At 74.1% G+C, this 21,093-nt stretch carries 14 protein-coding genes; 6 read left to right on the top strand and 8 right to left on the bottom strand.

What is annotated here, in order from left to right; all coding sequences use genetic code 11:
- Positions 1–27: 27 nt before the first annotated feature.
- Complete coding sequence (locus tag ABFT23_RS21400; RefSeq protein ID WP_347898928.1) at positions 28–957, bottom strand: 2-hydroxyacid dehydrogenase; 930 nt, start codon at positions 955–957, stop codon at positions 28–30.
- Positions 954–2,216, bottom strand: coding sequence for a deoxyguanosinetriphosphate triphosphohydrolase (locus ABFT23_RS21395; protein WP_347898925.1), 1,263 nt, complete (start codon positions 2,214–2,216; stop codon positions 954–956). Before ABFT23_RS21395 ends, ABFT23_RS21400 begins: the two co-directional genes overlap by 4 nt.
- A gap of 103 nt (positions 2,217–2,319) precedes the next feature.
- On the opposite strand from ABFT23_RS21395, the gene ABFT23_RS21390 reads away from it, so the two are divergent.
- Positions 2,320–3,762, top strand: a complete 1,443-nt coding sequence (locus ABFT23_RS21390) for a hypothetical protein (RefSeq protein ID WP_347898923.1) — start codon at positions 2,320–2,322, stop codon at positions 3,760–3,762.
- A 10-nt stretch (positions 3,763–3,772) separates the two neighbouring features.
- On the opposite strand, the gene ABFT23_RS21385 is transcribed toward ABFT23_RS21390, so the two are convergent.
- Positions 3,773–5,542 (bottom strand): BCCT family transporter, encoded by a 1,770-nt coding sequence (locus ABFT23_RS21385; RefSeq protein WP_347898922.1) that lies wholly within the window; start codon positions 5,540–5,542, stop codon positions 3,773–3,775.
- A 428-nt stretch (positions 5,543–5,970) separates the two neighbouring features.
- Between ABFT23_RS21385 and ABFT23_RS21380 the strand changes: the two genes are divergently transcribed.
- Complete coding sequence (locus tag ABFT23_RS21380) at positions 5,971–7,167, top strand: HNH endonuclease signature motif containing protein (protein WP_347898920.1); 1,197 nt, start codon at positions 5,971–5,973, stop codon at positions 7,165–7,167.
- A gap of 59 nt (positions 7,168–7,226) precedes the next feature.
- Here ABFT23_RS21380 and ABFT23_RS21375 read toward each other — a convergent pair whose 3' ends face one another.
- On the bottom strand, positions 7,227–10,049 hold the full coding sequence (locus ABFT23_RS21375; RefSeq protein ID WP_347898918.1) for an FAD-binding and (Fe-S)-binding domain-containing protein: 2,823 nt from the start codon (positions 10,047–10,049) through the stop codon (positions 7,227–7,229).
- Between the two features lie 54 nt (positions 10,050–10,103).
- Between ABFT23_RS21375 and ABFT23_RS21370 the strand changes: the two genes are divergently transcribed.
- Positions 10,104–10,781 (top strand): GntR family transcriptional regulator, encoded by a 678-nt coding sequence (locus ABFT23_RS21370; RefSeq protein WP_347898916.1) that lies wholly within the window; start codon positions 10,104–10,106, stop codon positions 10,779–10,781.
- A 15-nt stretch (positions 10,782–10,796) separates the two neighbouring features.
- Here the strand turns inward: ABFT23_RS21370 and ABFT23_RS21365 are convergent, their stop codons facing one another.
- Together ABFT23_RS21365 and ABFT23_RS21360 are read right to left on the bottom strand one after the other, a co-directional pair.
- Positions 10,797–14,564 carry a SpoIIE family protein phosphatase gene (locus tag ABFT23_RS21365; protein WP_347898914.1) on the bottom strand — a complete coding sequence of 1,256 codons (3,768 nt, stop codon included), beginning with the start codon at positions 14,562–14,564 and terminating at the stop codon, positions 10,797–10,799.
- The gene (locus ABFT23_RS21360; RefSeq protein ID WP_347898912.1) at positions 14,561–14,917 is read right to left on the bottom strand and encodes an STAS domain-containing protein; all 357 of its coding nucleotides are present in this window, start codon (positions 14,915–14,917) and stop codon (positions 14,561–14,563) included. Before ABFT23_RS21360 ends, ABFT23_RS21365 begins: the two co-directional genes overlap by 4 nt.
- A gap of 107 nt (positions 14,918–15,024) precedes the next feature.
- On the opposite strand from ABFT23_RS21360, the gene ABFT23_RS21355 reads away from it, so the two are divergent.
- On the top strand, positions 15,025–15,339 hold the full coding sequence (locus ABFT23_RS21355; protein WP_347898910.1) for a hypothetical protein: 315 nt from the start codon (positions 15,025–15,027) through the stop codon (positions 15,337–15,339).
- On the opposite strand, the gene ABFT23_RS21350 is transcribed toward ABFT23_RS21355, so the two are convergent.
- Positions 15,323–15,733, bottom strand: coding sequence for an ATP-binding protein (locus ABFT23_RS21350; protein WP_347898908.1), 411 nt, complete (start codon positions 15,731–15,733; stop codon positions 15,323–15,325). The two genes, ABFT23_RS21355 and ABFT23_RS21350, sit on opposite strands and share 17 nt — an antisense overlap.
- A gap of 164 nt (positions 15,734–15,897) precedes the next feature.
- Here ABFT23_RS21350 and ABFT23_RS21345 point away from each other — a divergent pair, with 164 nt between their 5' ends.
- A complete protein-coding gene (locus ABFT23_RS21345) occupies positions 15,898–18,870 on the top strand; it encodes a BTAD domain-containing putative transcriptional regulator (RefSeq protein ID WP_347898906.1) in 2,973 nt (990 codons plus the stop codon).
- 21 nt (positions 18,871–18,891) lie between these two features.
- Here ABFT23_RS21345 and ABFT23_RS21340 read toward each other — a convergent pair whose 3' ends face one another.
- Complete coding sequence (locus tag ABFT23_RS21340) at positions 18,892–20,208, bottom strand: COG1470 family protein (protein ID WP_347898904.1); 1,317 nt, start codon at positions 20,206–20,208, stop codon at positions 18,892–18,894.
- Between the two features lie 170 nt (positions 20,209–20,378).
- Here ABFT23_RS21340 and ABFT23_RS21335 point away from each other — a divergent pair, with 170 nt between their 5' ends.
- Positions 20,379–21,074 carry a helix-turn-helix transcriptional regulator gene (locus ABFT23_RS21335; RefSeq protein ID WP_347898902.1) on the top strand — a complete coding sequence of 232 codons (696 nt, stop codon included), beginning with the start codon at positions 20,379–20,381 and terminating at the stop codon, positions 21,072–21,074.
- Positions 21,075–21,093: the final 19 nt, after the last annotated feature.

The raw sequence follows: 21,093 nt of genomic DNA, 5'->3' as shown, positions 1-21,093 counted from the left end.
ACCGATCCTACGGGCGGCCCCGGACGGTCAGTAGCGCCCGGTCATCCGGTTGTGGAGTTCCTCGCCGGCGGCGTAGCGGTGCAGCTGCTCGCGGACGACGCGGTGGGCCCGCGGCCACATGGCCGAGCTCAGCCCGCCGACGTGCGGGGTGACGAGCAGGCCGGGTGCCTCCCACAGCGGGTGGTCGGCCGGCAGCGGCTCGGGGTCGGTGACGTCGAGGGCGGCGGTGATGCGCCCCGTGCGCAGCGCGGCCAGCAGGTCGTCGGTGACCACGACGGCTCCGCGCGCGACGTTGACCAGCAGCGCGCCGTCGGGCAGGCGGTCGAGGAACGCGGCGTCGACCAGGCCCCGGGTCTCGTCGGTGAGCGGGCAGACCAGGACGACGACGTCGGCGTCGGGCAGCAGGTCGGGCAGCTCGTCGAAGCCGTGCACGGGCCCGTCGTCAAGCACGCGCGCGGTGCGGGCCACCCGCACCACCGTGGTCTCGAACGGCAGCAGCCGGGCCTCGATGGCGCGCCCGATCGCGCCGTGGCCCACGACCAGCACCCGGCGGTCGGCGAGCGAGGTGCGCCACCCGCCGGCCCAGGCGTGGCGTGCCTGGCCGCGCACGTGCTCGGGGATGCCCCGCAGCGACGACAGCACCAGGGTCAGCGCGAGCTCGGCGGTCGAGGCGTCGTGGATGCCGCGGCCGTTGCACAGCGTGACGCCGTCGGGCAGGTGCGGCAGCACGTTGTCGACGCCGGCGGTGAGGGTCTGCACGACCTCGAGCGAGCTCATGCGGGCCAGCACGTCGGTCACCTCGTCGCCGAGCCGGTACGGCGGCACGTAGAACCGGACGTCGCCCACCGAGTCGGGCACGTCGCCGTCGACCGGGTCGACGACCTCGTAGCGCAGCGACGTCGGCACGTCGCCCAGCTCGGCGGGGTCGAACGGCAGCCACACGAGTCGGTCGGTCACGTCGACGAGCCTAGGAGGCGTGCGTGCCGGGCGACCGCGGAGGCGTCGGTGAGCGAGGCGACCTGGTCGACGACGACGCGCAACCGGGCGGCGTCGTCGGCGGCGTCGCGCCAGTCGTCGGCGAAGGGCCGGTCGAGGGCGTCGGGGCCGCGGTCGAGCAGCACCCCGACCAGCTCGGCGAGCAGCTCGCGCTGGTGCTCGAGGGCGGCGACGCGGTCGGCCGCCTGCATCACGTAGTGGGCGGCGATGCCCTTGAGCACGGCGATCTCGAGCAGGGTCTGCTCGGGCAGCACCAGGTCGGCGCGGTAGCGCACGAACGGTCCGGGCCCGGCCGCGAAGGTCGCCTGCTGGACGTCGCCGCAGAAGCGGCCGATGAGGTCGCTGGTGAGGTTCTTGAGCTCGGCGAGGTGACGTCGGCTGCCGTCGTAGGTCGTCGTGGGCCAGCTGTCGACCGCGCACAGCGCGTCGAGCGCGTCGTCGAGGGCGTCGTCGGCGGCGTCGGGCAGGTACCAGTGTCGCAGGGTCTCCCAGACCGCCGCACGGTCGAGCGTGGTGAGGTCGAGGCGGCCGGCGACGACGCCGTCCTCGACGTCGTGCACGGAGTAGGCGACGTCGTCGGCGAGGTCCATCACCTGCGCCTCCAGGCAGCGGCGGCGCTCGGGCGCGGCCCCGCGCATCCACGTGAAGACGGCCAGGTCGTCGTCGTAGACGCCGAACTTCGCGGCGTCTGGCCCCTCGCCGGCGCGCACCCACGGGTACTTCGTGCAGGCGTCGAGGGTGGCCCGGGTGAGGTTGAGGCCGACCGAGGCGTCGCCGTCGAAGGTCTTGGCCTCGAGGCGGGTGAGCAGCCGCAGCGTCTGCGCGTTGCCCTCGAAGCCGCCGCACGCGCCGGCGACGTCGGCCAGGGCGCGCTCGCCGTTGTGCCCGAACGGCGGGTGGCCGAGGTCGTGGGCGAGCGCCGCGGTCTCGGCGATGTCGGGCTGGCTGCCGAGCGCGCGCGAGAGGTCGCGGGCCACCTGGGCGACCTCGAGCGAGTGGGTGAGCCGGTTGCGCACGAAGTCGTCGGACTGCGGACCCACGACCTGGGTCTTGGCGGCCAGTCGCCGCGACGACGCCGCGTGCACCACGCGCGCCCGGTCGCGCTCGTAGGGCGTGCGCACCGGGGCGTCGACGCGCTTCGGCGGCTCGACGACGACACGCTCGGCGTCGGCCTCGTCGTACAGCGCGTCGGCGTCGTGGTGCGGGCTCGTCGGGCTCATCGGGGCCAGCGTAGGGACGCGCACCGACGCCGCGGAGCCAGGGACCCGTCGCGTAGCCCGAACGTGTCATGCGCGGGGTCGGCGCGTTGCCTAGCGTGCCGCCATGCGACGTCTGCTGGCCGCCCTCGTGACCCTCGCCTGCTCCGCCACGCTGCTGGCCGCGCCGCCGGGGGCCGACGCCGGCCCGCCCGGTCGCTGGACGACGGTCACCGGCGCCCCGGCCGACCTCGGCATCATCATGCGACCCGGCACGGTCCGCACCGCCGACGGCCTGCTGCACGTCGTCTACGGGCGCAAGGACGCGACGAGCTCGTACTCGATCCGCCACGTCGCCCTCACCGACACCGGCGCCACCCGCTACGCCAGCACGGTCGTCTCCGACTGGGACACCCTGACCCGTGACCCGCGGATCGTGAGCACGCCGACCGGGCTGCGTGTGGTCTTCAGCGGGTTGCGCAACGGTGACACGTTCGACCCCTACACCAGCGGCGCCGTCTCCTACGCGACCTCCGACGGCACCGGCGCCGCCTGGACGCTGCAGAGCACCTACCTCAGCGACTCGACGAGTGCCTACGCCGACTACGGCCTGGGCGCGGTGACCATGTCGGACGGTTCGACGTTCGTCGCCTGGGCGCTCAACAACGTCGTCCGCTACGCCGACAAGGTCGTCGCCGACCCGCGCGCGCCCGAGGAGGACGCGTCGTTCTCGCTGTCGGGCGGCACCAGCGTGTACGACGTCGAGGTGGCCCGCGTGCCCGGCACCGACCAGGTGTGGCTGTCGTGGTTCGCGCTCAGCTCGACGACGCCGGGCGAGCGCGGCGTGTTCGTGCGCCAGGTCTCCCCGGCGCTCGGCCCGATCCGGCGGGCGCCGCAGTCGGTCACGCGCTACGCCGGCACCGACTACGCCACGCAGTTCTCGAGCGCCCCGGCCCTCGTCGCCCGAAGCAGCGGCCCGGTCATCGCCTACCCGGTCGGCTACCCCAACCGCACGCGGATCGCGGTGTGGCGCGTCGGCGCACCCTCGGTCACCTACCTGCCGGCCAGCCCCGACGGCCGCCTGGTCGATCTCTCGGTCGGCGCGGGCGACCGCCTGTGGGCGGCCTGGGCGTCGGGCCAGACGGTGCGCGCCTCACGCAGCAACCCGGCCGGCACCGCCTGGGGCGCACCGGTCGCGCTCGGCAGCGTGCGCGTCGACGGCAACCCGAGCACGTGGAGCGTCGACGTCGCGGCCGACGGCGGGCCCGCCGACGTCGTCGTCGGCACCAGTCGTCAGCTCGTGCACCAGCGCGTGCTGCCGGGCCTCACGCTCGGCGCCAGCCCCAGGTCGTGGGACGGCGACCGCCGCCGGCGGGTGCAGTTCCGCGCCACCGACGCCGGAGCGCCGGTGGGCGGCGTCGTCGTGCTGGCCCGCGGCCAGCGCTGCACGACCAACGCGACCGGCACCTGCCGCATCCGCTTCGGCCGGTCGGGGCCGCGGCGTTTCACGGCGACGGCGGTCAGGGCCGGCTACACGAAGGCCGCGGCCGGGTTGCGGGTGCTCCAGTAGGCGCCCTGGCCTACCGGGGCTCGGCCACTCTCGCGCCCGGCGTCGCCTGGTCGGCCTCGACCGAGATCACGAAGCCGTCGCCGTGGGTCGTCACGCCGGTCACGACGGCCTGCTCGACGGCGTCGACGGCGTACTCGCGCCGGACGACGAGCGGGTCGCGGCGCAGGTCCTTCACGAGCGCGACGGCGAGACCGATCATCACCAGCAGGAACGGCACCGCGGCGACGATGGTGATGGTCTTGAGCCCGTCGAGCGCCGTCTCGCCGCCCGCGAGCAGCAGCACGGCGGCCACGGCCCCGGTCGCGCAACCCCAGAAGATCACGTTGAGCCGCTTCGGCTCGTCGGTGCCGCGCTCGGAGAGCGTGCCCATCACGATCGAGGCGGCGTCGGCGCCGGAGACGAAGAAGATGCCGACGAGCACCATGACGACGATGCTGGTGAGCGTCGCCCACGGCAGCTGGTCGAGGGTGCCGAACAGCTGCGACTCGGAGGCGCCCTCACCGAAGATGTCGACGCCGGTCTGCTGCAGGTCGATCGCCGTCCCGCCGAAGATCGCGAACCACACCAGGCTGACGACGCTCGGCACCAGCAGCACGCCCGTGACGAACTGACGGATCGTGCGACCGCGCGAGATCCGGGCGATGAACATGCCGACGAACGGCGTCCACGACACCCACCAGGCCCAGTAGAAGACGGTCCAGGTCTGCAGCCAGGCGTCGACGTCGGCACCCTCGGCGCCGGTCCGGCCGATCATCATCGGCAGGTCGCCGGCGTAGCTGCCGATCGCGGTCGGGAGCAGGTTGAGGATGAACACCGTCGGGCCGACGACGAAGACGAAGAGGGCGAGCCCGATCGCGAGCACCATGTTGATGTTCGACAGCCACTGGATGCCCTTGGCGACCCCGGAGACCGCCGACAGCACGAAGGCGACGGTGAGCCCGGCGATGATCGCGACGAGCACCGCGTTGCCGACCTCGCCGATGCCGGCCACGATCTGCAGGCCGCTGCTGATCTGCACCGCACCGAGGCCGAGCGAGGCGGCCGAGCCGAAGAGCGTGGCGAAGATGGCCAGCATGTCGATCACCTGGCCGGCCGGACCGTGCGCGCGGCGTCCGAGGAGCGGCTCGAAGGCTGCCGAGATGAGCTGCGGCCGGCCCTTGCGGTAGACGCCGTAGGCGATCGAGAGACCGACCACGGCGTAGATGGCCCACGGGTGGAAGGTCCAGTGGAACATCGTGTGCGACAGCGCGTGCTGGGCCGCCTCGGCGTTGCCGGCCGGGCCGGTGCCCGGCGGCGGCTCGGCGAAGAAGGCCAGCGGCTCGGCCACGCCGTAGAACATCAGGCCGATGCCCATGCCCGCGCTGAACATCATCGCGATCCACGAGATCGTGCGGAACTCCGGCTCCTCGTCGTCACGTCCGAGCGGGATGCGCCCGAAGCGGCCGAGGGCGAGCCAAAGCACGAAGACGACGAACCCGGTCGCGGTCAGCACGAAGAGCCAGCCGAGGCTGTCCATCACCCAGGTGAGCGCGTTGGTCGACGCCGAGGCGAGCGAGTCGGTGTCCACGAAGCCCCAGACGATGAACCCGAGCGCGAAGAGGGCCGGGACGGCGAACACGACCCGGTCGATGCCGCTCCTGGCCGGTGCGGTCGGCTCGTCGACGGACGCGTGGGGCGAATCGTCGAGGGCCGCGTCGAGGGCCGGGTGTGGCGTGTTCAGCTCGCTCGCGTCGATCGTGGATGGGCGTCGGGTCTCGGGTCGGTCGTCTTGCAATGTCACTCAGTAGCCCTATCGGACTAGCCCGAACGGGTCAAGCCGCGCTCGGGTCCGTCGCGCTTGGGGCGTCGGGTTGGTGTGTGGATCGTCACGGGCGTTGCTTGCTTGCCGTCTCGAGGACTGACGTGCGTGGTCGGGTTGGCCGCGCGCGGTAGCACGCCGCGTCTCGGCCTCAAGGACCAATCCGTTCGTCGTGCTGTATCACGGTTTTGGGAATTGGTCCTTGACCCCGAGCCTCTCGCGGCGTGCTCGTCCGGCGCGTGCGGTGGCGCCTCCGCAAGCTCCGGCGCACCGCCCGCCGAATGCGCGGCCAGCGGAGGGAACCCGAGCCGGATTCGGGCCGAGTCAATATCGAGCATACGTTCGAATCCGTGATATCATGGCCTATGGCCACCGCGACAAAGACAAGCAGCGATCCGCTGCTCGTTGCCGTGCGTAGCCGTCGCCTCGCCGAGGCCGACGCACAGGTCGAGACCCTGAAGTCCGTGCTCGCGTGGGCTGAGCGGAACGAGGCCACCTCGGACGAGGTCGTCGTGCTGCTGCAATCGATCGAACGTCCTTTGCACCTGGCCGGTCCGGGTGCGCCGGCGGTGCCGGAGTACGCCGCGCTCGACCTCGCCCTCTCGCTCGGGATGTCGACCGACGCCGGGCTGACCTACCTCGGTCGGGCACTCGAGCTGTGTCACCGGCTCCCGCGGTTGTACCTGCGGGTGGTCAAGCACGAGGTCGCGCTGTGGCGGGCGTTCAAGATCGCTGACGCGACCATGAGCCTGTCCGAAGCGGCGGCGTGGCACGTCGACCGGTTCATCGCACCGGTCGCGGACCGGTGCTCGTTCGCCCAGCTCGACCGCACCGTCGACGCGGCCCGGGCCGAGCACGACCCCGCCGATGCTGAGGCCCGACGGTTGGCGGCCTTGGAGGACCGACGCGTCACCGTGTACCTCGCGGGTGCGACCACCGACGGCACCGTCGACGTCGTCGCCACGTTGGACACCGCGGACGCGGTCGATCTCGAGCACGCTCTGCGCGACGGCGCCCAGACGTTGGCCGACCTCGGTTCCACCGAGACGTTGGACGTCCGACGCTCGCAAGCCCTCGGAGAGATGGCCCGCACCCAGTTGTCGTTGGACTTCGACACCAGCGGTGGTGGTCGTGGGGTGACGATCTACGCCCACCTCGACGCGGTGAATCCGGACCTGCCGGGACTGCTCGACAACACCCAGACCCCGCTCCTCGTCCACCAGGTCCGCGAATGGTGCGAAGCCGCCGGCACCAAGGTCACCGTCAAGCCGGTCATCGACCTCGCCGAACCAGCCGAGACACCCGCCTACCGACCCAGTGATGCGATCCGTGAACGCGTCACGCTCCGCGACCGGTGCTGCGTCTTCCCCGACTGCACCCGACGCCGGGTCGACCTCGACCACATCGTTCCGTTCGAGTCCGGCGGCGTCACCGCGACCTGGAACCTCGCCCTGCTCTGCCGCAGGCACCACCGCGCCAAGACCCACGGCCACTGGTCCTACCGGATGATCGAACCAGGCCTCTACACCTGGACCAGCCCCACCGGCACCGAGAAGACCGTCGACCGCAGGCCACCACCCAGCACCCACACCCGCCGACATCCCTGACCACCCCCACCAGCCCCGCGCACGACGTGAGCGGGGCTACCGGCGCGCCCGAGGTCGGCTCAGCGCGTCTGCTCCTCCAGCAGCTCGATCACGTGCCGGTAGTCGTAGCCGGTGGCCCTGGTCATGCCGATCTCGCAGGTGCGGTTGCACGAGGCGTGGGCGGCGGCGTCGACCTCGCGGACCTCGCGCGCCTCGGCCGCGGTGGCTGACGCCGTCAGCTCGGGGTGCAGCATGCCGCGGTCGCCGGCGAAGGCGCAGCAGCCCCAGTCGACCGGCACGTGCACCTCGTCGGCGACGGCGCCCGCGACGGCGCGCAGGGCGTCGTCGGCACCGAGCTGGGTCGACGAGCAGGTCGGGTGGAGCGACAGGCTCGGCAGCCGGGTGCCCTCGGGCAGTAGCGGCAGCACGCGGTCGGCGACGAACGAGACGGCGTCCTGGACGACGACCCGCAGGCCCGAGTCGCGCAGCAGCCCGAGGTAGCCCTCGGTGCAGCTGGTCGCGTCGCTGATCACCACGACCTCGCGGTTGCCGCAGAGCGCGGTGAGGGCGGCGACGACCTTGTCGCGCATGACCGCGTGGCCCTGCGGCAGGCCCTTCGATGACCACGGGGTGCCGCAGCACAGCGCGTCGACCCCGGGCGGGACGACGAGCCGCAGGCCGACCCGCTCGCACAGGCGCTGCAGCGCGGCCTGCACGCCGTCGCCGTCGCCGGCGGGGCCGAACATCGAGCCCACGCAGGCAGGCAGGTAGAGCGCGTCGGCGGCGTCGACGTCTGCCGGTCGACGAGCCTCGGTGGCACCGGTGCTGCGACGACGCCCGCCGCGGGGCAGGTCCGGCGTCCAGCGGGGAACGGCGTCGTCGCCGAGGATGCGCCGTCCGGCGTCGGTGGTACGGGTGACGAGCGACTCGGGTGCCTTCGAGGCCAGGGTGAGCGCGACCGCTCCCCCGCGCGAGACCGTCGACCAGTGCTTGGCCGCGCCGGTCCAGGCCTTCGTCTCGACCCGGCCGTGGTCGCCCTTGCGCAGGCGCTTGACGAGGTCACCGGTGTTGATGAGCACTGGGCAGGCCGTCTGGCACATGCCGTCGGCGGCGCAGGTGTCGAGGCCGTCGTAGGCGTAGGCCTCGTCGAGCTCGTCGGCGAGGACGTCGTCACCGGCCCGCCGGGCACTTTCGGCGGCACGGCGTCCGACGATGCGCTGCCGGGGGGTGAGCGTGAGGTCGCGCGAGGGACACACCGGCTCGCAGAAGCCGCACTCGACGCAGCGGTCGACCTCCTGCTCGACCTGCGGGTGCAGCTTCACGTGGCGCAGGTGCGCGCGCGGGTCGTCGTCGAGGATGACGCCGGGGTTGAGCACGCCGGCGGGGTCGAGCAGGCGCTTGGTCTCGCGCATGACGTCGTAGAGCTCGTCGCCGTACTGCCGTCGGACGTAGGGCGCCATCACGCGGCCGGTGCCGTGCTCGGCCTTGAGCGAGCCGCCGTGGCCGAGCACGAGGTCGACCATGTCCTCGGTGAAGCCGTGGTAGCGCTCGAGCTGCTCGTCGGACTCGAAGCGGTCGGTGAGCATGAAGTGGACGTTGCCGTCCTTGGCGTGGCCGAAGATGACGCTGTCGCGGTAGCGGTAGCGATCGAACAGCCCGATGAGCGACTCGCAGGTGTCGGCGAGCCGGTCGACCGGGACGACGACGTCCTCGAGCAGCGCGGTGGTGCCCGACGGGCGAGCGCCGGCGACCGAGGCGTAGAGGCCCTTGCGCAGCTTCCACAGCCGGGCGCGGCCCGTCGACTCGGGGTCGAGGACGGCGGGGGCCACCAGCGGCAGCCCGGCCAGCGTGCGGTCGCCGACGCGGGCCAGCTCGGCCAGCTCGGCGGCGGTGTCGGCCTGGTACTCGACCAGCAGCCCGGCCTGGGTGGTCACGTCGAGGCCGCGCACCTGAGCGGGCGCGTCGGCGAAGGACTGACCGACGCGCAGCGACGTCGCGTCGAGCAGCTCGAGCGTGGCCGCGCCGGTGGCGACGAGCTCGGGCAGCGCCCGGTTGGCCTCGGCGAGCGAGCCGAAGACCGCGAACGCCGACGACACGTGGGCCCGCACCGGCACCGTTCGGAAGGTGGCCTCGGCGACGAAGGCCAGGGTGCCCTCGCTGCCGATGACGAGGCGGGCCAGGATCTCGGCCGCGGAGTCGAAGTCGAGGAAGGCGTTGACGCCGTAGCCCATGGTGTTCTTCATCGCGAACTGCCGCTCGATGGTCGCGACCGACGCGGGGTTGCCGCGCACCCGGTCGCGCAGGCGGAGCAACCCCTCGTGCACCCCGGGCTCGAGCGCCCGCAGGCGCTCGTCGGCGTCGGGCGCGCCGGTGTCGACGACGGTGCCCGACGGCAGCACCAGCACCATCGACTCGAGGGTGCGGTAGGTGTTCTCGACGGTGCCGCAGGCCATGCCGCTGGAGTTGTTGGCGACGACGCCGCCGACCGTGCACGCCCCCTCGCTCGCCGGGTCGGGGCCGAGACGGCGGCGGTAGGGGGCGAGCCGGGCGTTGACCTGGCGGAGCGTGAGCCCGGGCTGCACGCGCACGCGGGCGCCGTCGTCGAGCACCTCGAGGTCGCGGAACCGGGCCCGGACGTCGACCAGCACGCCGTCGGTGACGCCCTGGCCCGACAGGCTGGTGCCGCCGGAGCGGAGCGTGAGTGGGACGCCGAGGCTCGACGTCGCACGCATGAGGCCGGCCACGTCGGCGGCGTCGCCCGCCACGACGACGGCCTGCGGGGTGAGCAGGAAGTGCGAGGCGTCGGCCGCGCGCGCGTGACGATCGAGCGCGCCGACGCGGACGTCGGCGGGATCGGCGACGGCGGCCCGGAGGGTCTCCAGCAGGGATGGCGGCACGGGCACCTCTCGATTGTCTAGCAAGTACACCGAGCGTACCTGATGGACTAGGGTGGCGTCGTGCCCCGCCTCCAGGTCGTCTCGGTGGTCGACGCGATCGCCGACGATCTCCGCGCGCGCATCCTGCGCGGCGAGCTGGAGCCCGGCACCGCCCTGACCGAGGCCGACATCGCGAGCACCTACGAGGTGGCCCGCCCCACCGGCAAGGCCGCCACCGAGCAGCTCGTGCGCGACGGCCTCCTGGTGCGCGGCAACCACCGCTCGGCACGCGTCGTCGAGCTCGGACCCGACGACGTCCGCGACATCTACCGCACCCGGGCCCACCTCGAGCGGGAGGTGCTGCGGCGTCTCGCGCGCGAGCGCACCGACGTCCCCGCGGCCCGGGCCGCCAACGCCGAGATCGCCGCTCTCGTCGACGGCTCCACCCTCGACGTCGTCGCGCCCGACATGCGGTTCCACACCGCGCTCGTCGACGCGCTCGGCAGCCCGAGGACGACGCGCATGTACCGCTCACTGGTCACCGAGGTCACGCTCTGCATGGCCCGTGTGCAAGGCCGCGGCCTGCTCGACAACGCCTCCATCGCCCGCGAGCACGCCCTGATCCTCGACCTGGTCACCGCCGGCGACGGCGACGGCGCGGCGGCCCTGCTCGACGAGCACGTCGGGCGAGCCCGCGAGCGCCTCGTGCGGGCGCTCGGCGGCACCCCCGGCCCGGAGGCCGACCTCCCGCCCCGCTGAGTCTCACCCAAGGCCTCACCAGGTGAAGCTGCACCACACCGCCTTGCCGGCGTCGGTGCGCTTGGTCCCCCAGCTGCTGGCGAGGCTGGCGACGATGTTGAGGCCGCGTCCGTGCTCGTCGTCGTCGGTGGGCCGCTGCCGCTGCGGGCGCAGCAGGGTGCGGTCGACCACCTCGACCCACAGCTCGCGGTCGCCCACCCGCAGCCGCAGCGAGACCGGCGGCCGCGCGTGCACGACGGCGTTGGTGACCAGCTCGCTGACGGCCAGGACGACGTCGTTGCGCACGGCAGCGGGCACGCCGAGCGCATCGAGGTGCTTGGTGACCAGCGTGCGCGCCTCGGCCGGCGCGAGGTCGTGGTGCTCGAGCCGGCGGTGCAGGACGTCGTCGGCCCGCGGCGGGCACACCTGGACGAGCATCACCGCGACGTCGTCGTCCTCGCCCGAGCCGCGGGCGAGCGCCGTCGACACGACCTCGTCGAGCTGGTCGTGCACCGGCCGGTCCTGCACCCGACGCAGGTCGTCGGCGAGCCGCTCGATGTCGGCCACCAGGTCGCTGTCGCGCCGCTCGACGAGACCGTCGGTGTAGAACGCCAGCAGCTGCCCCGGAGCGACCGGCACCGTGACGCTCTCGACGCCGTAGAAGCCGGCGCCGAGCGGGGGTCCGGTGCCGCGCAGCATCGCGGGGTCGGGCGTCCCGGTGACGACGATCGGGAGGTGACCGGCGCTGGCGTAGCTGAACGTCATCGCGTCGACGTCGACGATGCCGAGCACGCACGTGACGATCTGGTCCTGCTCGAGCTCCTGCACGATCCCGTCGAGGTGCTCGAGGATCTGCGCCGGCCCGAGGTCGAGACGCACCAGGGCGCGGACCGCCGCCCGCAGCTGGCCCGTGGTCGCGGCCGCGCGCACCCCCCGGCCCATGACGTCGCCGATGACCAGGGCGGTGCGGCCGGCGCCGAGGTCGATGAGGTCGTACCAGTCGCCGCCGACCTGGGCGGCCTCGCCGGCCGCGCGGTAGTAGGTGGCGACGTCCAGCACGTCGACCTCGGCGAGGCTCGGCAGCAGGCTGCGCTGGAGCGCGTCGGCGATCGCCCGCTCGCGCAGGGCGGCCTCCTGCCCGGCCTCGGCGGCGACCAGCTGGTCCTGCAGTTGCCGCTGGTCGGTGACGTCCTGGAAGGCGCCACGCAGCACGTGGCCGTCGGGATCGGCGTCGAGGGGGCGCTCGCCCCGGGCCACGAACAGCCGCTCCTCGCCCGAGGGCAGCACGATCCGGGTCTCGTAGGCCACCTGCTCCCCCGGCGGCAGCTCGCCCAGGACCGTGCTCACCCGGGTGAGGTCGTCGGGGTGCACGAGGCCGGAGATGACCGCCGTGGTGCCCAGGGTCTCGAGGTCGTGGTGGGTGAGCCCGAGCATCTCGACGAAGTTGTCGGACGCCGTGATGGTGTCGGCCGCGAGGTCGATCTCCCAGCTGCCGACCCGGGCCAGGCGCTCGGCGCGGTCGAGCAGCTCCTTGCCGCGCTCGAGCGTGGCCCGCACCCGCTCGGCCCGGTCGAGGGCGAGGTGCGTCTGCACCCGGGCGCGCAGCTCGCGGGCCGAGAACGGCTTGGCCAGGTAGTCGTCCGCCCCGGCGGCCAGGCCCTCGAGAGTGCCCTCCTCGCCGGCTCGGGCCGAGAGCATGATCACCGGTGTCACCGTCAGCACGGGGTCGTCGCGGATCGCCTTCACGAGGCCGAAGCCGTCGAGCCGCGGCATCATCACGTCGGTGACGACGAGGTCGGCGCCGTCAGCGCGCAGCACCTCGAGCGCGTGCAGGCCGTCGGTCGCACCGAGGGCCTGGTAGCCGTCGGCCTGCAGCAGACCGACGAGGTAGCCGCGCATGTCGGCGTTGTCGTCGACGACGAGCACCCGTGCGCGCGCCGGGCCGTCGGTGCCGACCTCGGCGACCGGTGCCTCGACCGGCGGGGCGACCGTCCACCCGGACGTCTCGACCTCGACCCGGCGCCGGTTGCGGCCCGCGACGCCCGCGAGGTCGCCGGACGCCGTCGCGACCCGGTCGGGCGGCAGGTGGTCGCTGCCCAGCGGCAGCGTGACGGTGAACGTGGTGCCGACTCCGACCTGCGAGCTGGCCTCGACGTGGCCGCCGTGGACGCCCACGAGCTGGGCGACGAGCGCGAGGCCGATGCCCGAGCCCTCGTGGGTGCGCGAGCGCGCCCCGCGGATGCGGTGGAAGCGGTCGAACAGGCGGGGCAGCTCGTCGTCGGGGATGCCGGCGCCGGTGTCGCCGACCCGCAGGCGGGCCTGCCCGTCGGCCAGGTCGACCACGACGGTGATGCCGCCCTCGAAGGTGAACTTGAGCGCGTTGGAGAGCAGGTTGATGACGACCTTCGACCAGTGCTCGCGGTCGAGGTGCACCTCGACGCCGGGCTCGCACCGGACCTCGAGCGTGAGCCCGGCCCGCCGTGCCGCCGAGTCGAACATCGCGGCGAGCTCGGCGGTGAACGTGCCGAGGTCGGTGCGCACGAACACCGCGTCGTCCTCGCCCGCCTGCAGGCGCGAGAAGTCGAGCAGCGAGTTGACGAGCTCGAGCATGCGGCGGCCGTTGCGGACGACGACGTCGAGCCGCTGCCGGTGCTCGGCCGCCAGGGGCACGGTTTCGTCGGACAGCGCGTCCTCGGCGGGGCCGAGCAGCAGCGTCAGGGGCGTGCGCAGCTCGTGGCTGACGTTGGCGAGGAAGTCGGACTTGGCCTGATCGAGCGTGGCGAGCTGCTCCGCGCGCCGTCGCTCCTCCTGCAGGGCGCGAGCGTCGGTGACCGCGGTGGCGAGGTGTGCGGCCACCAGGTCGACGAAGTCGCGGTAGGCGTCGTCGACGAGGCAGTACGGGTTGGCCCCGACGACCAGGAACCCGTAGGGCCGAGCGCCCGACGGGGCGGCCAGCGGGACGAGCAGGGCCTCGTGGGGCGGCCGGTCCCAGGCCCCGGTCGGCAGGTCGCCGAAGCGTCGGGCGAGGTCGTCGACGACGACGTGCTCGCCGTCGCGCAGGGCGTCGATCGGCCACACCGCCTCGTCGTCCGGGCCGAGCTCGACCGGGGCGGCCGGGTGGCCGGCAGCGATGCCGGCCGTCGCGGCGAGCGCGGCCGTGCCGTCGTCGGAGAACAGGTAGGTGAGCGCGAACGGCAGCGACGCCGGGTTGCCCGCGAGGTGGTCGCAGGCGTCGGTCAGCGCCTCGCGGTCGTCCTGGGCGGTGCGGGTGCGCACGCCGAGGTCGCGCAGGGTGTGCATGCGCCGCTCGGCGATGACCTGCTCGGTCACCTCGGCGACGACGCACAGCATGCCGGCGGTGGCGCCGTCGTCGCCGGCGAGCGGGCTGTAGGAGAACGTGTGGTAGCTCTCCTCGACGTAGCCGCTGCGCTCGACCAGGAGCATCAAGGACTCGTCCCAGGTGGCCTCGCCGGAGGCCATCACCTGCTCGACGCGTGGTTCGACGTCGCTCCAGATCTCCGACCAGACCTCGCTGGCCGGGCGGCCGAGGGCCCAGGGGTACTTGGTGCCGAGCGTGTCGCGACGGTAGGCGTCGTTGCACAGGAACGCCAGGTCGGGCCCCCACGCCAGCCACATCGAGAACTTCGAGGTGAGCATGATCCGGACGGCGACGCGCAGGCTGGTCGGCCACGTCTCGGGCGAGCCGAGCGACGTCGCCGCCCAGTCGACCTCGACCAGGTCGCGTCCGACCGCACCGGTCGCGCGCAGCTCGTCGAGCACGTGCGTCGCTGCCGCGCCGCTCACCCGGACGCCTCGCGCACGTCGAGCACCTTGTCCATGGCGGTCAGCGCGAGCAGCCGGCGCACGGACGCGCTGGGTCCGACGAGCAGCAGCGAGCCACGGAAGATGCGGGCCTGGCGCTGCGCCCCGACGAGCACGCCGAGGGCGGAGGAGTCCATGAACGTCACGGCCGCGAGGTCGATCTCGACCTCGATGTGGCCGTCGACGAAGACCCGGCGCAGCTCGATGCCGAGCCGCACGGCGACCGCCAGGTCGATGTCGCCCCGCAGGATCACACGCGCCGCACCGGGCTCGACGAGCACCGCGATGGCGTCGTCGTCGACGCCCGGGGCGTCGGCGGGGGGACGTGCGCTCACCACGGAACCCTGTCAGACAGATGGTCGCCCGTCGGGGACGGCGCGCACCTTTCACCCCTGCGGATGATCGGCGCGGACCTCGCCGGTCCCACCCCTATCCTCGTGACGTGGCCAGCGAGATGAGGATCGACATCCAGGCCGACGGCGTCGTCGTCGTCGGCGGCGACGTCGAGGAGTCCGAGCTGTCCCGACTGCGCGAGACGCTGCACGAGGTCATCACCCACCACGCCGAGGCCTGGGTCGACCTGAGTGCGACCGGCTTCTTGCCGAGTGCCGCGATCGGCGTGGTCGCGCGGGCCACCGGCCGCGCCGTCGAGCAGGGCAACCTGCTGACCATCGTCGCGGCCGACGGGTCGCGCGCCGCGCGCACGCTCGGCATGGCGATGGTGCCGTTCGAGCCGGAGATCAGCCGCCGGGGCTGAGCACGGCCGTCACGCGCGTGCCGTTCTCGGAGCGCGTGAAGCTCCACGTGCTGGTCAGCTGCTCGACCAGCCGCAATCCGCGCCCGCCGCCGGCCGTGGGGTGCGGGGCGTGCACCGTCGGCGTCGTGGAGCCACCGGCGTCGTCGACGTGGATGGTGACGACGCCCTCGTCGACGACCCATCCCAGCCGCACCTCGTCGGTCTCGTCGCTGGTGCCGTGCAGCAGGGCGTTCATGACCAGCTCGCTCGCCACGGCGACGGCGTCGTCGACCAGCGGCTCGTCGCAACCGGCCTCGGCGAGCGCGGTGCGCAGCCGGTCGCGGGCCGGGGCGATCGCGTCGACGTCGATCGCGACGGCCAGGTCGCCCACGGTCTCGGGGCTCGTCGGGCTCATGCTCACCATCCTGCCGACCCTACGGGTGCCGTGCACGACCCCGGTGGGGTGAGCGGCACCGGGCACATGGCCCGATCGGGCTATGGAACCCCCTGGGGTATCGCGGTGGGATCGACGAGCGCCGGGACGTCGGGCCTCGGGCGCTCCGGAGGGAAGGCGGAACCGTGGCAGACACCCAGGTCGGTGCTCGGCCCGCCCGCCTCGGCCCGATCCACGCGGGAGTGTCCGGGCCCGTGGTGCGCACCGACGACGACCGCATCGTGCTGCCGGCCCCGCGTCCCCCGCGGCGGCGGGTCGAGCCGGTCGTCGGTCTCCCCCGGGCCGGCGGCGTGCCGCGGCCGCGGTTGACGACGTCCCTCGACCGCCTGCGCACGGCGCGCATCACGACCGTCGTCGCGCCCGCGGGCGCCGGCAAGACCACCGCCCTGGCCCACTGGGCGGCGCAGTCGGCGGTCGACGTCGCCTGGTTCCGGGCCTCGGCCGAGCACGACGACCCCGTGGCCGCCCTGCTCGAGGGTCTGGGCGCGGCGGTGCACCGGGCCGACCCGCACCTGCCGGCCGCGGTCGACCTCGAGTCGATCGTCGGCGTCCTGGGCCGCCGCACCAGCGCCCTGGTCGTCGTAGTCGACGACTTCCACCACCTGTCCCGCCCCCGCCACCGTGCGGCCGCGGTCGGCGACTGCGTCGAGCGGTTGCTGCTCGCGACCGACGACCGGCTCCGCCTGGTCGTGGCGAGCCGGACGCCGACGCCGCTGAACCTCGCGCGCACCGAGCTGGCCAGCGCCGTGCTCGGTCCGGGCGACCTCCGCTTCCGGGCCGGCGAGACCGCGCACCTGTTCCGCGAGGGCTACGGGCTCGCGCTCGCCGAGCCCGACGCGCGGCTCCTCACGCGGCGCACCGGGGGCTGGGCGGCGGGTCTCCACCTGTTCCGGCACGCCGTGGCCGGGCTCGCGCCCGAGCTGCGCCACCGCGCGGTCAGGGCGCTCGGACGCCGCGACGACTACGCCCGTGAGTACCTCGCCCAGACGGTGCTCGCCGGGCTCGGCGCCGGCGACCTCGAGCTGCTGCGCCGCACGTCGAGCCTCGAGCTGCTCACGCCCCCGGTCTGCGACCGCCTGCTCGGCACCGTCGACAGCCAGGACCGGCTCGACGACCTGCGCCGTCGCGGGGTGCTCGTCGCCGACGCGGCCGGCCTCGGCTACCGCACCCCGGAGGTGCTGCGCAGCCACCTGGTCGCCGCGATGCGGTCGGAGTCCGGCGACGCCGTCACCGACGCCTGGTTCCGCACGACCGCGGCGCTCCTCGCCGACGAGCACGACGCTGCGGCCGCCGCCGTCCGGGCCGCCGTGGCCGGTCGTGACTGGGACCTCGCGCTCCGGCTGCTGCACGACCGGTGGGACGACGTGGTCGCCGACGCCGACCTCGACTGGGTCGACGACGTCCCGCGGTCGCGGTGCTCGGCCGAGGTCCGGGTCGTGCGCGCCGTCCGGACCCTGCGCGACGGGTCGCTCGAGGCCGCCGCCCACCTCGCCGGGGTCGATCTCGACGGCGCCGCCGGCCGTTCGGCGCGCGAGCTGGAGCACGTCGCCCGCACGTGGACGGCGGGCGACCAGCAGCCCGGCGACGGGTGGAGCGACTACCTGCGGGCCGCCTTCCGGCGACCGGTGCCCGGACGTCGCACTCCGCTCCGACCGCTGTACGCCGACGTGCTCCGCGGCTTCGAGCTGGCGATCGCCGGCTCCTTCGCGGCCGCACGCCCGTTGCTCGCCGGCTGCGCCGAGCGCCTCGACGACGACCCCCTCACCCGCTGCGCCGTCGATCTCCTCGCGGCCGCCCTGACCGCGCCCGACCCCGAGCGCGTCGACGCCATCGCGGCCCGCGCCGAAGACCTCGGCGTCGCCTGGTTCGCCCGGTTGGCCCACGGGCTGGGCGCGATGCACCGGGGGGCCTCGCCCGGGGGCGACGCCGTCGCCGCGGCCGACGACCGGGGTGACTCCTGGGGCGCCCTCCTGCTGGCTGGCCTCGACGCCGTGGGGCGGCTGCACCGGGGCGTCGCGAGCCCGCGGGCCTTCGACGACGTCGTCCGGCGCTGCCGCGACCTCGACGCGCCCGCGCTCGAAGCCTGGGCGCGTGCGCTCGGCGCCCTCGGGGCGTCGTCCGAGCACCTGCCCGAGGCCGCCCGCGACGCCGACTCGGCGATCGGTTTCGCCTACAGCGCCCTGGTGCCCGGGGCGATCGCCGTGGGCTACGCGGCGTCGGCTCTCGGCGGCGCGACCGCGATGCGACAGCAGGCCGACGACGAGGCGACCCGCATCGGCCTCGACGTACGCCCCTGGGAATGGCTGGACACACCCACTGACGAAATCAGATCGCCAACGGCGCACGTCGTCGAACGCGTGCCCCCGCTCGACGTCCGGTGCTTCGGCGGCTTCGAGGTCCGGGTCGACGGCGCCACCCCGCAGCTGACCCGGGTGCGACCCCGCGCCCGGGCGCTGCTGCGCCTCCTGGCGCTGCACGCCGGGCAGCCCGTGCACCGCGAGGTGATCGTCGAGGCGATGTGGCCCCAGCTCGACGGCCAGGCCGCCACGCACAACCTGCACGTGTGCGTCTCGGGCATCCGCTCGGCGCTCGAGCCGGGCGTGGCCCGTGGGGCCAGCCGGCTCGTCGTCCGCGACGGCGAGCGCTACCTGCTCGCGCTGCCCGACGGCGCCGTGTCCGACCTGCGCCGCTTCGACGCGCTCACCGGCGCCGCCGAGCAGGCGCGCACCGACGGGCGCACCGACCAGGCCATCGCCGACCTCGACACCGCGCTGCGCCTCTACGTCGGCGACGTGCTCCCCGAGGACGGCCCGAGCGAGTGGGCGCTCCCCCACCGCGAGCACTACAAGGTGCGCGCCGCCGAGGCGGCCGCGCTGCTCGGCCGGCTCCACCTCGACCACGGGCGGCCGGCCGAGGCGGCCAGTGCCGCCCGTCGCTCGATCGACGTCGACCCGCTCCGCGACGCCTCCTGGCGCCTGCTCGTCGCGGCCCACCGTGCGGCCGGCGACCTGGCCGCCTCCGAGGAGGCCAGACGCTCCTACGCCGAGGTGCTGACCTCGCTCGGCGTCGCCACCTCCGCCGCCTCCACGGTCCGCTGACTCGCCGACCCGCTGACCGACCTACCCGGCCGACGGTGTCGAGGGGGTCGGCCGCGGCGCGGGAGCGACGAGCTCGCCACCGAGGAGGACCGAGACGTCGCAGGTGGTCGGCACCGGGGCGTCCGGCGGCCGGCCCGGGCTGCGGCAGGTCACGCGCAGGGTCACGTCGTCGTCCACCATGATCGGTGAGACGAAGTGGAAGTCGAGGTCGCGGAAGTTCTCCAATGCGTGCTCGAGCCGGACCTGGCCGTCGACGACGACCTGCACGCGGCCGAAGTCGCCCTGGGGGTTGCTCAGCACGAGGTCGGTGAGGGCGAGGGTGTCGTCCTCGCCCGGGAGGTCGTAGACCGCCTCGTCGGTGCCGGCGCTGACCACGTTGAGCCGCGGGGCGACGTCGGTGGTGACGACGCGCGGGCGGGGATTCGGGTCGCGACCCGGCGAGGTCTCCTCGGCCTGGTCGGCCGCCTGCTTCGCGTCGTTGGCGGCCCCGCCGGCGTCGTCCGCGGCGGCCCCGGCCTGCTGCGCGGCCTCGCCGGCCTCCGCGGCGGCCTGCTCGGCCTCGGCGGCTGCCTCCTGCGCCGCCTCCTCCGCCTGGGACTCGATCGTGGGCTTCAGCAGCCAGAACCAGGCCGCCAGCGCGGCGCCGAGCAGGGCCAGCAGCGCCAGGAGCGTCCACAGCACCCACTTCGGCACGATCGGGCCCTGGACGTAGCTGCCGTCGAGCTGCACCGGCGTCGAGTCCTGCGGGGCGACGGTCACGACGAACGGGTGCGTGACCGGCTGCCCGCGCCACCGCCGGCGGCGGGGCACGACGGCGAGGTCGACGAACCGCGCCTCGCCCGGCCCGATCGCGAGACCGACCGGGTCGACCTTGAAGCGCACCTGCTCGCCGTCCGACGTCGCGTCGACCAGCGCGTTGACCGGCACGTTGCCGCGGTTGTCGATCGCCACCCGGTGCCGTCCGCGGCGTCCCTGCGAGGTGCGGGGCACGAGCTCGGCCGTCGTCTCGAGGAACGGCAGCACCTCGACAACGCCCTCCGGCACCACGGCCTGGTCGGGGTGCTCGGTCGGCACCACCCGGACGCCGAACGGCAGTTCGCCGGCGGGCACGCGCGCCGAGCGCGGCGGGTGGAACGTCACGGTGGCGGTCGTCGTCGTGCCCGGGTAGAGCGAGAGCACCGCCGGCTCGACCGTCGTCCACGCCGCCGGCGCGCCGATCACCGAGATCGTGTAGCCCTCGACCACCGACCCGCTGTTGCGGATCTGCAACGGCACGACAGCCTGTCCGCCGGCGTCGAGGCGCAGGGAGGTCGAGTCGAGGGTCGCACTGGTCGTCATGCAACCGAACCTAGGAACGCGACGTCGCTCGCGGAGCGGACGTCGGGGTGGCCCATCGGGCACCGGCCCGTGCCCGATGAGCCACTCGTCGGGCGAGGCGTTGAGTCACCGGTGAGTGGCCGGTGAGGGCCGCGGGTTCAGATGGGCGCACCCAGCGCCCAGGAGGCCCCATGACCAGCTCGCTCGCCCGTCCGGAACCCACCCCGATCCGGCCCCGGCCGACCGCCGTGCCCACCCCCGCCACCCGCCGCGTCGGGGTGCACGTCGACGCGTGGGACCCGATCCTCAAGGCGGGCGTCGTCAGCCACCTCAGGCCGCAGCCCGAGATCCGGCTGCTCGGCGACGACGAGGCCGACACGGCCGAGGTCACGGTCGTCGTCGTGGACGCCGTCGACGAGCGCGCGCTGCAGCTGCTCAAGCGGCGGCAGCGGACGTCGTCCACCCGCCTCGTGCTCGTGGCCGGCGGCCTCGACGACGGGGACGTCGTCACCGCCGCCGAGGCCGGCGTGGTGGGTCTGCTGCGCCGGCACGAGGCGTCGGCCGAGCGGCTCGTCGGCGCCATCACGAAGGCGGCGTGCGACGAGGGCACGATCCCGGCCGACCTGCTCGGCCGCCTGCTCGGCCAGGTCGGCGCGCTGCAGCGGGGCTTCCTCGGACCGCGGGGCATCACCTTCAACGGCCTCGCCACGCGCGAGATCGAGGTGCTGCGCCTGGTCGCCGACGGGTGCGACACCCAGGAGATCGCCGACCGCCTGTCCTACTCGGAGCGCACGGTGAAGAACGTGCTGCACGACGTCACGACCCGGCTGCAGCTGCGCAACCGCTCACACGCCGTCGCCTACGCCCTGCGCCAGGGACTCATCTAGGGCAGGCGGACCGGTCGGA

Source organism: Nocardioides secundeburneus (assembly GCF_039939255.1).
Lineage (GTDB): Bacteria > Actinomycetota > Actinomycetes > Propionibacteriales > Nocardioidaceae > Nocardioides.
The sequence above is the reverse complement of the archived record's forward strand: the minus strand, read 5'-3'. Positions and strand labels throughout refer to the sequence as shown.